Annotated in this window: 12 protein-coding genes and 1 tRNA gene; 6 read left to right on the top strand and 7 right to left on the bottom strand. The window is 69.1% G+C overall.

What is annotated here, in order from left to right:
- Nucleotides 1-45 precede the first annotated feature (45 nt).
- Nucleotides 46-414, bottom strand: coding sequence for a hypothetical protein (locus ACQP2Y_RS01205; RefSeq protein ID WP_433723758.1), 369 nt, complete (start codon nt 412-414; stop codon nt 46-48).
- 128 nt (nt 415-542) lie between these two features.
- On the opposite strand from ACQP2Y_RS01205, the gene ACQP2Y_RS01200 reads away from it, so the two are divergent.
- Entirely contained in the window at nt 543-3,323 is a 2,781-nt protein-coding gene (locus ACQP2Y_RS01200) for a BTAD domain-containing putative transcriptional regulator (RefSeq protein WP_433723756.1), read from the top strand.
- Here the strand turns inward: ACQP2Y_RS01200 and ACQP2Y_RS01195 are convergent, their stop codons facing one another.
- Together ACQP2Y_RS01195 and ACQP2Y_RS01190 are read right to left on the bottom strand one after the other, a co-directional pair.
- The gene (locus tag ACQP2Y_RS01195) at nt 3,324-4,631 is read right to left on the bottom strand and encodes a type II toxin-antitoxin system HipA family toxin (protein ID WP_433723754.1); all 1,308 of its coding nucleotides are present in this window, start codon (nt 4,629-4,631) and stop codon (nt 3,324-3,326) included.
- Nucleotides 4,624-4,896, bottom strand: coding sequence for a helix-turn-helix domain-containing protein (locus ACQP2Y_RS01190; RefSeq protein ID WP_433723752.1), 273 nt, complete (start codon nt 4,894-4,896; stop codon nt 4,624-4,626). The genes ACQP2Y_RS01195 and ACQP2Y_RS01190 overlap by 8 nt, the downstream gene beginning before the upstream one ends.
- A 236-nt stretch (nt 4,897-5,132) precedes the next feature.
- Between ACQP2Y_RS01190 and ACQP2Y_RS01185 the strand changes: the two genes are divergently transcribed.
- Complete coding sequence (locus tag ACQP2Y_RS01185) at nt 5,133-5,663, top strand: aldo/keto reductase (protein WP_433723750.1); 531 nt, start codon at nt 5,133-5,135, stop codon at nt 5,661-5,663.
- Nucleotides 5,611-5,985: an aldo/keto reductase gene (locus ACQP2Y_RS01180; RefSeq protein ID WP_433723748.1), complete on the top strand. Its 375-nt coding sequence runs from the start codon at nt 5,611-5,613 to the stop codon at nt 5,983-5,985. Before ACQP2Y_RS01185 ends, ACQP2Y_RS01180 begins: the two co-directional genes overlap by 53 nt.
- A 47-nt stretch (nt 5,986-6,032) precedes the next feature.
- Here the strand turns inward: ACQP2Y_RS01180 and ACQP2Y_RS01175 are convergent, their stop codons facing one another.
- From ACQP2Y_RS01175 to ACQP2Y_RS01165, 3 genes are all read right to left on the bottom strand, one after another.
- On the bottom strand, nt 6,033-7,259 hold the full coding sequence (locus ACQP2Y_RS01175; protein WP_433723746.1) for a pectate lyase: 1,227 nt from the start codon (nt 7,257-7,259) through the stop codon (nt 6,033-6,035).
- Nucleotides 7,260-7,428: 169 nt separating this feature from the next.
- Entirely contained in the window at nt 7,429-8,340 is a 912-nt protein-coding gene (locus ACQP2Y_RS01170) for a hypothetical protein (RefSeq protein WP_433723744.1), read from the bottom strand.
- Complete coding sequence (locus ACQP2Y_RS01165) at nt 8,337-8,723, bottom strand: hypothetical protein (protein WP_433723742.1); 387 nt, start codon at nt 8,721-8,723, stop codon at nt 8,337-8,339. Before ACQP2Y_RS01165 ends, ACQP2Y_RS01170 begins: the two co-directional genes overlap by 4 nt.
- A 214-nt stretch (nt 8,724-8,937) precedes the next feature.
- Between ACQP2Y_RS01165 and ACQP2Y_RS01160 the strand changes: the two genes are divergently transcribed.
- From ACQP2Y_RS01160 to ACQP2Y_RS01150, 3 genes are all read left to right on the top strand, one after another.
- On the top strand, nt 8,938-9,561 hold the full coding sequence (locus ACQP2Y_RS01160) for a dihydrofolate reductase family protein (protein ID WP_433723740.1): 624 nt from the start codon (nt 8,938-8,940) through the stop codon (nt 9,559-9,561).
- 112 nt (nt 9,562-9,673) lie between these two features.
- Nucleotides 9,674-10,216: an aldo/keto reductase gene (locus tag ACQP2Y_RS01155; protein ID WP_433723738.1), complete on the top strand. Its 543-nt coding sequence runs from the start codon at nt 9,674-9,676 to the stop codon at nt 10,214-10,216.
- 175 nt (nt 10,217-10,391) lie between these two features.
- Nucleotides 10,392-12,626 carry an alpha/beta hydrolase gene (locus ACQP2Y_RS01150; protein WP_433723736.1) on the top strand — a complete coding sequence of 745 codons (2,235 nt, stop codon included), beginning with the start codon at nt 10,392-10,394 and terminating at the stop codon, nt 12,624-12,626.
- An 18-nt stretch (nt 12,627-12,644) separates the two neighbouring features.
- On the opposite strand, the gene ACQP2Y_RS01145 is transcribed toward ACQP2Y_RS01150, so the two are convergent.
- Nucleotides 12,645-12,716, bottom strand: a tRNA-Lys gene (locus ACQP2Y_RS01145).
- Nucleotides 12,717-13,072 lie beyond the last annotated feature (356 nt).

Genomic DNA, 13,072 nt, shown 5'->3' with positions numbered 1-13,072 from the left:
AGCGCCCCCGTTTCTCATGTCATTCACGCTCGTGGCGTGGGGTTCTCAGGTGGGCTGGCAGACCGGCAGCGGGTCGGTCTCGCTGATGATCTCGGAGTCCTTCATCCAGCCGTACTCACCGTTGTCGGCCTGGGTGAACTCCCACCGGTACGGGTGCGGCCCCCCGACCCAGGCCGGCGTGGTCTCGTCCCGGCAGTCGAACCAGCTGGTGGTGCTGTACATGCGGCCGACCAGTTCGGTCCGGCCGTCCCAGCTCAGGTTGTAGACCCCTGCGCCGTAGTAGTTCTGGCACCACCAATGGTTTCCGCTGTACCAGCAGCCCCCCGCGGCGGATGCCGGCGCCGCCGGTGCCGTCACCACCAGGGCGACCATGCAGCCGAGCACCGTCGCCATCCCCAGCAGTTTCCGTCTCATGTTCCGTCCTTCCTCCCCCGACCGTCCGAAGCAGACTTGAGTCGCGGGTCAGAGCATGCCGGGGTGATGTGGGCCGAATTCTTGACAATCGATGCGACGGGCCGCGCCGGACCGGGTTGGATGGGCGGATGGAGTTCCTCGTCCTGGGTCCGATGGACGTACGCAACGAGCACGGCACCATGGGTCCACCGGTCAGGCCGCAACAGAACGTGGTCCTGGCCGCCCTGCTCATCGACGCGGATCGCCCGGTTCCGGTGGACCGGCTGGTCGAACGGGTGTGGGGCGACGACCCGCCCCGGCACGCCCGGCGGACGCTGCACACCCACGTGGCCCGGATCCGCCGGCTGCTGGAACGCGCGGGCGGCCCGGACCCGGTACGCCTGACCCGCCACGACGGCGGCTACCACCTGGTCGTCGACCCCCAACAGGTCGACCTGCACCGCTTCCAGCGACTGGTCGAGCAGGCCCGCGACAACCGGCACGGCGTCGAGGAACGCGCCGCACTCTGGCGGCAGGCGCTGGCGCTGTGGCGCGGCGAAGCACTGTCCGGGCTGGCCGGGGACTGGGCCGCCCGCACCCGGGAACGGCTGGAGTCGCTGCTGGTCGACGCCACCGTGGCCTGGGCCGACGTCGAGCTGCGGGCCGGTCGCCCGGACGTGGTCATCGACCGGCTGAGCCGCCTGGTCGACGAGCATCCGCTGCTGGAGAATCCGGTCGCCGCGCTGATGCGAGCCCTCGCCGCGGCCGGACGTACCACCGAGGCCCTCGAACGCTACGAGGCCGCGCGTGGCCGGCTGGCGGAGGAGCTGGGGACCAGCCCGGGCCCGGAACTGTCCGCAGTGCACACCGCCCTGCTGCGCGAAGCGCCGGTTCCGGCCCGCACAGTCGCACCTGCGCAACTGCCGGCGGCCGTACCCGGATTTGCCGGACGCGGCACCGAGCTGGCGCAGCTGGATCAGATCCTGCGCCGCTCCGAGGCCGAGCCCGTCGGCGTCACCGTCGCGGTGCTCTCCGGAATGCCGGGCGTGGGCAAGACCGCGCTGGCGGTGCACTGGGCGTACCGCATCCGCCGACGCTTCCCGGACGGCCAGCTCTACGTCAACCTGCGCGGCTTCGGCCCGGCCGGGACCACGGTCGACCCGGCAGACGCGGCGCAGGGCTTCCTGGAAGCGCTACGGATTCCGACGGCGGCGATCCCCGCGACACTCGAGGCCCGCACGGCGCTGTATCGAGGGCTGCTCTCGGACCGGCGGATGCTGATCCTGCTGGACGACGCGGGCTCGGTCGAGCAGGTGAGACCCCTGCTGCCGGGCGGCACGGGCTGCCTTGTCGTAGTGACCAGCCGCCGTCAGTTCCCCGGACTGGTCGCCGCCGAGAGCGCCCACCCCGTGCCGGTCGAGCTCTTCGGCCCGGCCCAGGCCGTCGGCCTGCTGACGGTACGGATCGGAGCGGCGCGAACCGCCGCGGAGCCGGCCGCCGTACGGGAAATCATCGAACTGTGCGCCGGACTGCCGCTCGCCCTGGCCGTGGTCGCCGCCCGGGCAGTCACGAACCCCCGCGCCCCGCTGCGGCAGCTGGCCGACGAACTGCACGAGAGCCGCAGCGGCCTGGCCGCCTTCGACACCGGCGACCCGATCGCGGACGTCCGGACGGTGTTCTCGTGGTCGTACCGGGCGCTCAGCCAGGGCGCGGCCGAGTTGTTCCGCCTGCTGAGCCTGCACCCGGGAGCCGACGTCGGCCCGGCCGCGGCAGCCGGCCTGGCCGGCATCCCGGTTGCGACAGCCCAACGCCAGCTGACGGAGCTGACCACCGCGCACCTGCTCAACGAACACCGCCCCGAGCGGTACGCGCTGCACGACCTGCTGCGCGCCTACGCCGCCGAGCTGGCCGACCTGCAGGACACCGATCGGGACAGGAAGGCGGCACTGCGCCGGCTGCTGGACCACTACCTGCATTCGGCGTACGAAGCAGACCGCCTGCTGCGACCGAACCGCGACCCGATCCGGCTGGAGCAGCCGTCCCCCGGGGTGGTGCCCGAACGGCCCGCCGACCACGACGCCGCGCTGGCCTGGTTCGACACCGAACGACAGACGTTCCCGGCACTGGTCACCCGGGCCGCGGCCACCGGCCACGACGCGCACACCTGGCAACTCGCCTGGGCGCTGGCGAACTTCTTCCACCGCCGCGGCTACTGGCACGAGTGGCTGGCCATCCAACAGGCTGCGGTGACCGCCACGGACCGGCTGGCCGACCGCCCGCCGCAGGCGCACGCCCACCGGCTGCTCGGCATCGCCCTGCTGCGACTCGGCCGGCTCGACGAGGCCGGGCAGCAGCTGTCCCAGGCCCGGGACCGCTTCGCGGAGCTCGGCGACGACAGCGGCCAGGCCCTGGCCCACCGCGGCCTGGGCCGGATCGCGGCCCGCCGCCAGGACCACGCGGAAGCCCTGCACCAGGCAACGCTGGCGCTGGACCTCTTCACCCGGGCCGAGCACCGGAGCGGACGAGCGGGTGCCCTGAACTCGGTGGGCTGGATCCTGGCCGAACTGGGCGAGTATGCACCGGCGCTGCGGCTCTGCCAGGAGGCGCTGGAGATCCAGCAGAGCCTCGACGACCGCTTCGGCCAGGCGAACACGCTGGACAGCCTGGGATACATCCGCCTCGGCCGAGGCGAGCACGAGGAGGCGATCGCGTGTTACGAGGCGTCGGTGGAGCTGTCCCGCCGGCTCGGCGACCAGCACGGCGAGGCGGACACGCTGAAACACCTCGGCAATGCCCACGAGGCGGCGGGGTGTCCGGGGCGGGCCCGGGACGCTTGGGAGCTCGCGGTGCAGCTCCTGGAAACGATCAACCCGCTGGAAGCGGAGAGACTTCGAGCCCGGATCCCCGAGCCCGCCGAAACCCTCTGCTGATCACTCCCGCCCGAGTGCGCGGCGACATCGAACGGCGTGGGCAGCGATACGCTCGGCCAGCTTCGTCGGCAGACCGCTGCCGAGCGCCGTTACGTCATCATCGCTCGCTGCGGCAGCGAAGCATCCAGGCGTGCGCTCGGCCAGCACATCTACCCGTGCCACAGTCTTGTCGGGGTCAAGCCCATTCGTTTCGGCGAATCGACGCCAGTGCCTACCGGTGATGCGCTCGATCCGATCCTCGCCACCCACCCGCATGGCCATCCGAAGGCGCGGCAGATACATGTCGTCGTACGGGAGCACACTGGCCACGTCGTACAGCGGCGCCAATCGAACCTGCCGGCCCGCGAGCAGGAGCGAATAGTTCTTCGCATGCGCGTCGGTCCCGGCGATGATCCAGTTGAAGGCGAGCGCGTCGACGAAACGGGCGACCTGCGCCTCTGCGGTGTCCGCCGGCCGGATCTCCCGCCTCATCAGATCTATGATCTGCTCTGGCGAAGGGCCACCCTCGTTCTGATACTTCGCGGTCGGGGCGAGCCCAAGAGCCTGACAGATGTCCTCCTGATGGACGCGTCGGACCGCCTCGGCTGAGCTCTGATTGAGGCGGTCGTAGCGTTCGACCACAATGGCCCGCTCACCGGCGAAACTGACCACGGAAGAGTGCGCGGCCGGCATGCCTGCACGCTGTGCGGCGGCCAGGCACAGATGTTCCGTGAGGTCGTGTTCGTCCAGCCCGGCGACCGCAGGCTTGAGGATGTGGGTTGTCGGTGCCGCACCCCACGGCTCGCCCCACCGACCGGTATCCGGATCGAGATACAGGGCTGTCTTGGCCTGCGCCCCGGCCAGGCTGAACTGCCCGCTGTTGTGCACATGCCAGGACGTGGGATCCGCGCGCAGCGTGCGCAGCCGCTCAGCCACCTCGTCCTCGCCGAGCCATTTGACACCACCGTCGCCACCGAGCACCGCCTCAACCCGCTCCGGCATGACGAACTGGGCCGCCCCCGCACAGTCCTCGCCGACATGCAGTAGCAGAGCGAACGGGTTGCCCGCTGAGACCTGATAGGTCCGCGCCCACCGCTCGATCACGCGTTCGTTGTCGGGCAGCAGCCCCCACAGGAATGGCCGGACCGCCACGTCATCGTGCGTGCGCCGGGCGAGCGGCAGCGAGAGCGACAGTGGTGTGGCGTCACTCGCGATCCGCCATTGCTCGTCGTACTCGAGCGAAAGGCGCCCGCCCTCGCCCTGCTCGACGATCCCCACCTGCTTGCCGGCCATGAGGACCGCCAAGCGCTTTCCGGCCTGCTCAGCCACGCTCGCTCCCGGTGTCCCCGAGGAGGGCATCAAGGTCGATGCCGCCGGGCACGGGATCGACGGGCAACGCATCCAGGCCGATTCCGAGCGCGTCCAGCGTGCGCAGGATCAGACCGAACTCGGCGGTCGCCTTGCCCGCTTCCAGGTCGGAAAGCCAGCGGCGACTCACGCCGGCCGCAGCGGCAAGCTCCGCCTGGGTCTGGCCCCGGTCCTGCCTGCCCTGACGGACCGCCAAGCCGAGGTCCCGCGCGCTGGTTATCCGCATTGTGCGCCTCCGTATGTGCACGTTCATGCACACCATAGCCGATGTGCACGTTCGCGCACCGCATGAAGTCAGTGCACGAACGTGCACATCCCCGCCTGAGCGGAACGTACGCTCGTGCATGAGCGACGAGATGACGTACGGCCACTTAGGGCGCTCAGGTCTCCTGGTCAGCCGGATCGGCCTCGGGGACCATGAACTTCGGCTACCTCGTGGACGAGACGGCCAGCTTCGCCGTTATGGACGCCGCGATCGACGCCGGCATCACCTTCTTCGATACCGCTGATGTCTACGGCGGGCCGCAGTCGCCGGACATGAAGCAGGGGTACGGCGTTTCCGAGCAGACCGTCGGCCGGTGGTTGCAGCGCAGTGGCCGACGCGACGACATCGTCCTGGCCACGAAGGTGTACCAGCCGATGGGGCTCGGGCCGAACGACCGGCGGCTGTCGGCGTACCACATCCGGCGCGCGTGCGAGGCGAGCCTGCGGCGGTTGCAGACCGATCACATCGTTCTGTACCAGATGCATCACGTCGATCGGGCCACGCCGTGGGAGGAGATCTGGCAGGCGATGGAGCAGCTGGTTCGCGAGGGCAAGATCACCTACGTGGGCAGCAGCAACTTCGCCGGCTGGGATGTGGCGCTGGCGCAGAGTGCGGCCTCGGCGCGGCATTTCCTGGGTCTGATCTCCGAGCAGAGCCTGTACAACCTCGCCGTGCGTGCCGTGGAGCAGGAGCTGGTTCCCGCGCTGCGCACCTCGGCGTCGGGCTGATTCCGTACAGTCCGTTGCATGCCGGCCTGCTGGCGGCGCCCTCGAATCCGCGGTCTCCGACGACCGCGTCGAGGCCCACCGCGACCAGCTCGAAGCTTATGAGGCGCTGTGCCGGGAGCTGGGCGCAAAGCCGGCGGCCGTCGCGCTGGCGTGGCTGTTGCGCAACCCGGTCGTGTCCTCGACCATCGTCGGAGCGATGACGATCGAGGAGCTGCGGGCCGACCTCGGTGCGCTCTCGGTGGACCTGGACGACGCGGTCATGCGGCGACTCGATCAGATCTGGCCGGGCCCGGGCGAAGCCCCGCAGGCTCACGCCTGGTGACCGAAAGGGCGCCCACCGACTGGCGGGCGCCCTGAAGGACACAGGATCTACCTGATCGTGATGTCGCTCCGGTTGACCTTGCAGTTGCTGTCGTTCCAGCCCTCACCGAGGTACTTGGGCTCGCTGCCCTTGCTGACGCCCTGGTACTTGCCGCAGACCACGACGCTGGAGCTGTTGCTGATCGTGACGCGGGTGATGGTGGCGGTGTCGCCCCAGTTGCTGTTGATGCCGGCGACCATGTCGATGTCGTTCAGCAGCACGTTGTCGATCTTGACGTGGCGCTCGTACGAGCTGGTGCAGTTGCCGCAGCCGCGGTACAGCTTGCCGGAGCCGCTCAGGTAGAAGCCCGAGATGCTGACCGTGCCGTTGCCGTTGTGCTGGAAGGTCTTGTCGCTGCCGGACCGCGCGCCGCCACCGATGACGTAGCTGGTGCCGTTGCCGGTGCCCTTGAAGGTCGCGGCGTCCTCGCCGATGTCGTTCCACCACACGTTGCGGATGGTGCAGGTGCCCTCGCAGTGCACACCGTCACCGGCGGGCGAGCCGATGATGACGTTCTGCAGGGTGCCACCGTTGGCGATCTTGAACATCGGGTCCTGGGACTCGTTCTGCGAACCGTCGCCGATGCAGCAGTACGTCTTCATGCCGCCGTCGAAGGTGCCCGAGACGTTGACCGTACCGGAAATGCTGACCGAGCCGGCCGAGGACGGCCACGCACCGGTCGGCGTGCCCGGGTTGCTCGTCGGGGTCGGCCCGGGAGTGGGGCTGCTGGTCGGACCGGCAGTCGGGGTACTGGTCGGGGTGGAGCCGCCGCCGGTCGCGTAGGTCTCGAACTCGGCGATCCGCGGCGCGCTCGACGCGGCGGTGATGTCGAGGGTGAGCTTCTTCAGCGAGGTCGACGAGAAGGAGATGCTGGTCGGGTTGCCGCTGCCGCTGGCGAGGACGGCGCCGTTGTCAGCGTTGAGCAGCCGCCAGGAGTTGATCGACCCCCCACCCGAGGCCTGCTTGATGACGGCCGAGGAGACAGTGGTGGCACTGCCCCACTTCACCGAGACATAACCGGTCGAACTGCCCGGCGCCCAGTACGTGCTGGTGCTGCCGTCCTTGACGTTGCCGTAGCTGGAGCCGCTGGCCTTGCTCGAGCCGTCGGCACCGGCGCCGAGGCTCAGGTTGTCGGCGGCCAAAGCTTGCGACATCGGCATGGCCAGCAGGATCGCGGCGCTGGTGGCCGCGGTGGCCCCGCCGGCTATCCACCGCAAGGCAACTGATCTTTTCATCCCTGTCTCACCTTCGTCATCGAGAGCGTGGCACCACCGCCCACAGGCAGGAAAGCGCTTACCTGGCGACAATAGATACACCTCGATGCAATAACAAGGAGTTGCAGGATTGCAGTGTGCCGACTGTGGGCGACCCCTACAGCCAGGGAGTTCCCGTGTGAACTGCGGGTCAGCCCGGCTCGGCGGGCGGGTCCTTCCGGAGTCGGACGCTGATCTCGTCGCCGATATCGGTGGTGAGTGCCCCTGACACAGTCATACGGAGTTGTTCGGCGAGGGCAGGACCGTAGAGGTCGGCAGCGGTCTCCACGAGATCGCACACGGTGGCGGTGGCAGTCCGCGCCCGAAACACACCGGCGCCCGCCACCACCACACCGATGAGCAGCGCCGGCCACCAGGTCACGCCGAGAGCGGCGTAGAGAACCGCCCACCCGGTCAGGGCCGCCGCGGAGGTATAGGCCAGTTGAGCAGCGGCGATGTCAGTCCGTAGCTGTTCCGGCAGGACGGTCCACAGCCGCGGCCAGACCACGGTCAGATCGAGACCGTACGCACGCCGGACCCGTACGGTGGCAGCCCGCCAGCGGTCTCCGACCCAGGTGGGGCGGTCCGGCACTTCCAGGGCAATGGCGTCGCGGCGGGCCAGCGCCTCGGCGATCGCGGGCCCGGTCACCACCTCCGACGAGGCGCCCGCCGCTCCGATTGCCTCCGCCACCAGCACCTCGACCCGGCCGGACTCGCGACGCCACCGGGCTCGCCGCCACTCGACAAGCCACCGGGCGGGCCGGCGCCGGCCGGAAGTCAGCCAGGCGCGCCGCAACACCCAGCCCACGCCAGTGGCCACGAGGCCCGCCGCCGCACTGCCGACCAGCGTTCCGGTCAGGATTGCCACGAGCAGACCCGAGGGGTGCGGAACCTTCGTCCACCGGCTGATCCAGTCGACGACGACCCCGGGGTGCAGCGCGTTGCGGTGACCGAGGTGCACGGCCACGAGAGCGGTCGCCAGCCACAGGACACCGGGCAGCACGAGCAGAACCAGCCACCGCTCGGCAGCCTTCTTGCCCAGTGCCTCGAGGAATCCGGTCACTCGCTGACGATCCGTACCGGGGCCAGCGGGTCGCCGGTCAGCGCACAGGCAGGTGCCGGCCCACCGCGGTCGGGTTCACCCCGGCCGCAGGGACGCGGGTGCGGGCACCGCCATCCGCGCACCGACCGGGATCCGGCCGTGCCGCCGGGCAGCGGCTCGAACCCGCGCGGTCCGGTGCTGATGCCGTCCAGACCGGCAGAGCCGGCGGCTTCCTCCACGGCGTCGAGCAGCGAAACGATGGCGTCGCCCGGCCGGCCGGCGCGGACCGCGGCCACGAGGGCATCCCACTGGGCGTCGGTGAGGCCACCGTCGTCGAGCGCTTCGCGTAGTCGCGGATCAAGCTCGAGGTTCGCGCACAGGGCGGCGACCCGGGTCATCGGCACGGGACCCTCCTCGATGGACCGGCACTGTACGAGCCTGAGTGACAAGACTCGATGTGGCGGCTCCCAACATACGCGTCCAGGTCGACCGTGGAGGCGGCGTGGCACGGTGTTGCCGGCCGCCTCGGGCGGCCCGCCCCGTGGTCGCGGCGGGCGCAGAGGTGGCCATGGAAAGATTCTCATCGGCCACTCCGCACACCGCCTGACCGTCCCGAAAGTGAGGCCCCCGTTGCGCAAGCTGGTGTACTACATCGCCACGACCCTGGACGGTTTCATCGCCGGCCCGGACGGCGCCGATCCCACCGGCCCGAACGGCTTCTGGCCTCTGCCGGCCGACTACATCGGGCACATCGCAACCCACTACCCCGAGACGCTGCCCGGCCCGGCCCGCGCCGCCCTGTCCATCACCGCCGAAGGCAGCCACTTCGACACCGTGCTGGAAGGGCGCCGCAGTTACGAGATCGGGCTCAAGGCCGGGGTCACCAACGCCTTCCCGCACCTGCGTCACCTGGTCTTCTCCCGGACCCTCACCGAGAGCCCGGACCCCACCGTCGAGCTGATCGCCACCGACCCGGCCCAGACGGCACGCGACCTCAAAAGCCAGGACGGCAAGGACATCTGGCTGATCGGCGGCGCCGAACTGGCCGGCGCGCTCTATCCCGAGATCGACCAGTTGATCCTCAAAGTGGGCGCCCTGACCATCGGCACGGGCATCCCGCTGTTCTCCCGCACCGCGACATTCGACCCGCGCAGCTGGCAACTCACCGACCACACCGTGCTGGGCAGCGGTGCCGCCTTCCTCACCTACAACATCAGAAACGACGACAGATCGGCTGACTAGGCTGATCCATCGGCACTGACTACGTCGACCTCTACCAGGCGCACCGCTTCGACGAACGCACCCCGCTCGACGAGACCCTGATCGCCTTCGACGACCTGGTACGCCAGGCAAGGTGCTCTACCTGGGCGTCCCGGAATGGACCGCCCCGCAGATCGAAGCCGCCCTGCGGATCGCCGCGGAGCTCGGGCTGCGCAACCGCATCGTCGCCAACCAGCCGCAGTACAACATGCTGTGGCGTGTCATCGAGCCGCAAGTGCTGCCGCTGTGCGAGCCAGCCGCTGGCCCAGGGCGTGCTCACCGGCAAGTACCAGCCCGGCCGGCCGCTGCCGGCGAACTCGCGCGCCACCAGCGGCGGGCGGACGCCCCGGTTCATCGGCCGGGTGCTGCTCGATCGCGTACAGCAGCTACGTCCGCTCGCCGCGGACGCCGGCCTCTCGATGGCCCAGCTCGCGGTGGCTGGACCCTGCAGACGGACGGGGTGAGCTCGGCCATCATCGGCGCCTCCCGCCCCGAGCAGGTCACCGAAAACGCTCTCGCAGCTGGTGTGCAGCTGCTGGCGAAGATCGACGAGGTGCTGGGGGACCTGATCGATCGTGACCCCGCCAAGACCGCCCAGATGATGTCCGTCAAGCCTGCGTGGAACCGTCCGGCCTAGGCCATGGGATCCACGACCGCCGGCCCGCTCGGCGCTGCCTACCTTGACCGCCCGAAGAGGCAACGCATAGATTGCTGTCATTGCTTCCGGTACAAGTCCGGAAGTTTCGGCCCCCGCCTCGAACTCCGTCGCAAGGAGTTCCGGTGCGTCGTCTGAACGCAAAGGAGTGGAGTCAATGTCAGCATCATTCCACCACCAGCGGGGCGCACGCCGGTTCCTGGCGGCGCTCGTCACCGTCTCGATGGGCACCGCAACCGCTGCCGCCGGCGCGCAGCCGGCAGCGGCAGAAGCGGCGGCACCATGGCTGACCGTGTCCGAAGGTTTCGCGTCCTTCGCTGTCCCTGCGGAGGCTGTTCAGAACACCATGGGCAATGTGTCCTCTGTCGTCGTCGAGGGCAACTTCGGCCCGTCCTTCAACGTGTCGGAACTCGGTCTGGTGCGCTCCGGCAACAGCACCGCCTGGACGTCGATAATCGGTCCACTGCCGGCTGGGCTGTACTACTACCGCCTCCGCGGTGACTACACCAAGGTCGTCAAGGACTCCACGAATCCGACCTCGGTGACCTCGGACCCGACCTGGAGTACCTTCCTCGTCCCGGGAGACTCTGCGCGATACCTCGCCGACGTGGCACCGGGGCAAGGCGGGAAGGTCGAAGCCGTCACCTATCCGGGCGCTACAGCGCAGGAGCAACGGTCGGCGACGGTGTGGACGCCGCCGGGGTACGACGCCGACCGCCGGCGCCCGTACCCGATCCTGTATCTCCTGCCCGGCGAAGGCGGAGGCCACGCCGACTGGACGGAACTGGGCCGTGCCGGACAGATCTTCGACAACCTCTCGGTGCAGCGCCGGATCGAGCCGATGGTGGTCGTGATGAGCGACGAGGACGACGTCTCGCGCTCCCCGCTCCCGGGGGCGATCGGCAGGAGATACAACGTCACCCGCGATCCCCGGCAGCAGGCGATCGCCGGCGCATCGGCGGGCGGCGTGCAGGCGGTCCGGACCGCTTTGACCCGTACGGGATCCTTCGCCTTTGTCGGCTCGTTCGGGGGCGTCTTCGCCGATGAGGGCTTTCGCGTGAACGCCAAGGCGGTCAACGCGAGTATCAAGCTGCTGCGGCTGTACACCGGGAACCTGACCGATCCCGCGTACAACCCCACGTACCGATTGCTGCGCAAACTCGACAAGGCCCATATCAGGCACGAGTTCGACGGGGTGAACCCGGATGCCGGCCACAACTGGAAGGCGTGGCAGGAGAACCTGACTGACTTCGCGCCGCGGCTCTTCCGCCCGGTGAGCAACCACCGCCCCAGCCGCGGTCACGTGGTGCCACGGCACGAGTTCACGCCGCCGGCGCCCGGCACCACCCCGACGCCGTGGCTGACCAGGGAAGTCAACGGGGACATCTTCGTCACCGCCGAGACCGGCACCGAATTCGCCGGGGCGCAGCATGTCACGCTCTGGGGCAACTGGGCGCCCGGCGGAAGCTGGGTCAACATGCCGCTCACTCGCGCCGGTGACCGGTGGCGCGTAACCGTCGGACCGCTCAAGCCCTGGTTCTACTACTACAAATTCATCGTCGACCTGGCCTCGAAGAAGGACACGTCGAACCCGACGAGCATCACCACGGAACCGACGTGGAGCTCGTTCCTCGTACCCGGGAAAGAGTCACGTCTGCTCGCCGACGTCCCCGCCGGAAAGGGCGGCGCAGTGAACCGGCTCACCTACCAGAGCACGGTGGCCGGGGAGGAACGCTCGGCGTACGTGTGGACACCGCCCGGCTACGATCCCGCGCGGCCAACGCCGTACCCGGTCCTCTATCTCCAGCACGGCGGTGGCCAGAACTACACCGACTGGCTGGAGATGGGACGGGCCAAGCAGATCCTCGACAACGAGTTCCTGGACGGCTCCCTCGTGCCGATGGTCGTCGTGATGGGCAACGGCAACGTCTCCGACTTCCCGAAGGAGCTGCTGGAGAACATCGTGCCGGCGGCACGGGCCGGCTACCACCTCTCCGACGACCCGGCCCGGCAAGCGCTCGCCGGCCTGTCGATGGGCGGCTTCCAGACGTTCGACGTGCTCAAAACCCACCCGGGCGAATTCGCTTACATCGGCACCTTCTCCGCGGGCATCGGCTTCTCTCCCACGCCCGACCCGACGGGCTACGACCCGACGGCGATCAACAACGGGACGAAGCTGCTGCGCATATACACCGGCAATGTGACCGACTTCGTCTACCCGATCACGCTGGCGTCGATGGCAGCCTTTGACCGGATCGGTGTTCGATACGAGTTCGCCGGGGTCACCCCGGGTCCGCACGGCTGGGACACATGGCAGAAGAATCTGATCGACTTCGCCCCGCGCCTGTTCCGATCCGAGGCGAGCCAGCGGACAGAGGGCGCGGAGCAGTGACATAACCGCAGGTCAAGGTGGGCCGCCCGGGACTCGAACCCGGAACCTATGGATTAAAAGTCCACAGCTCTGCCATTGAGCTAGCAGCCCGCGTCGATCAGGGTACCTGCCCGGGGTTGACGACGAGAGCCCTGTCCCGGGCGCGTCGGTGTTTGCGCTGATCATGGGGCTGCAGTCCTGGCAAACGCACTGCTGAGCAGCGTTGGCGTTCGTAGCGCTCGTGAGGGTTTCGCTGCGCCATCAGTCGCGGTCAGGGACCGCGGCGATGGCAGTCGGGCCGGCCATGGCTTTGTTCGCGAGTTCCGGGTTCGGTCCCTCAACCGTGAAGACTGACATCGGGGTCTTCGGGCGAGGTCTCGTCGACTGGGCCGAGGAATCCGATTTGCCACCCGCCGGCGCGAACGTCGTCAATCACGGTCACGAATAGATCGTCGATGCAGACGAAC

It is taken from the genome of Actinoplanes sp. CA-051413 (assembly GCF_050955795.1).
Classification (GTDB): domain Bacteria; phylum Actinomycetota; class Actinomycetes; order Mycobacteriales; family Micromonosporaceae; genus Actinoplanes.
The sequence above is the reverse complement of the archived record's forward strand: the minus strand, read 5'-3'. Positions and strand labels throughout refer to the sequence as shown.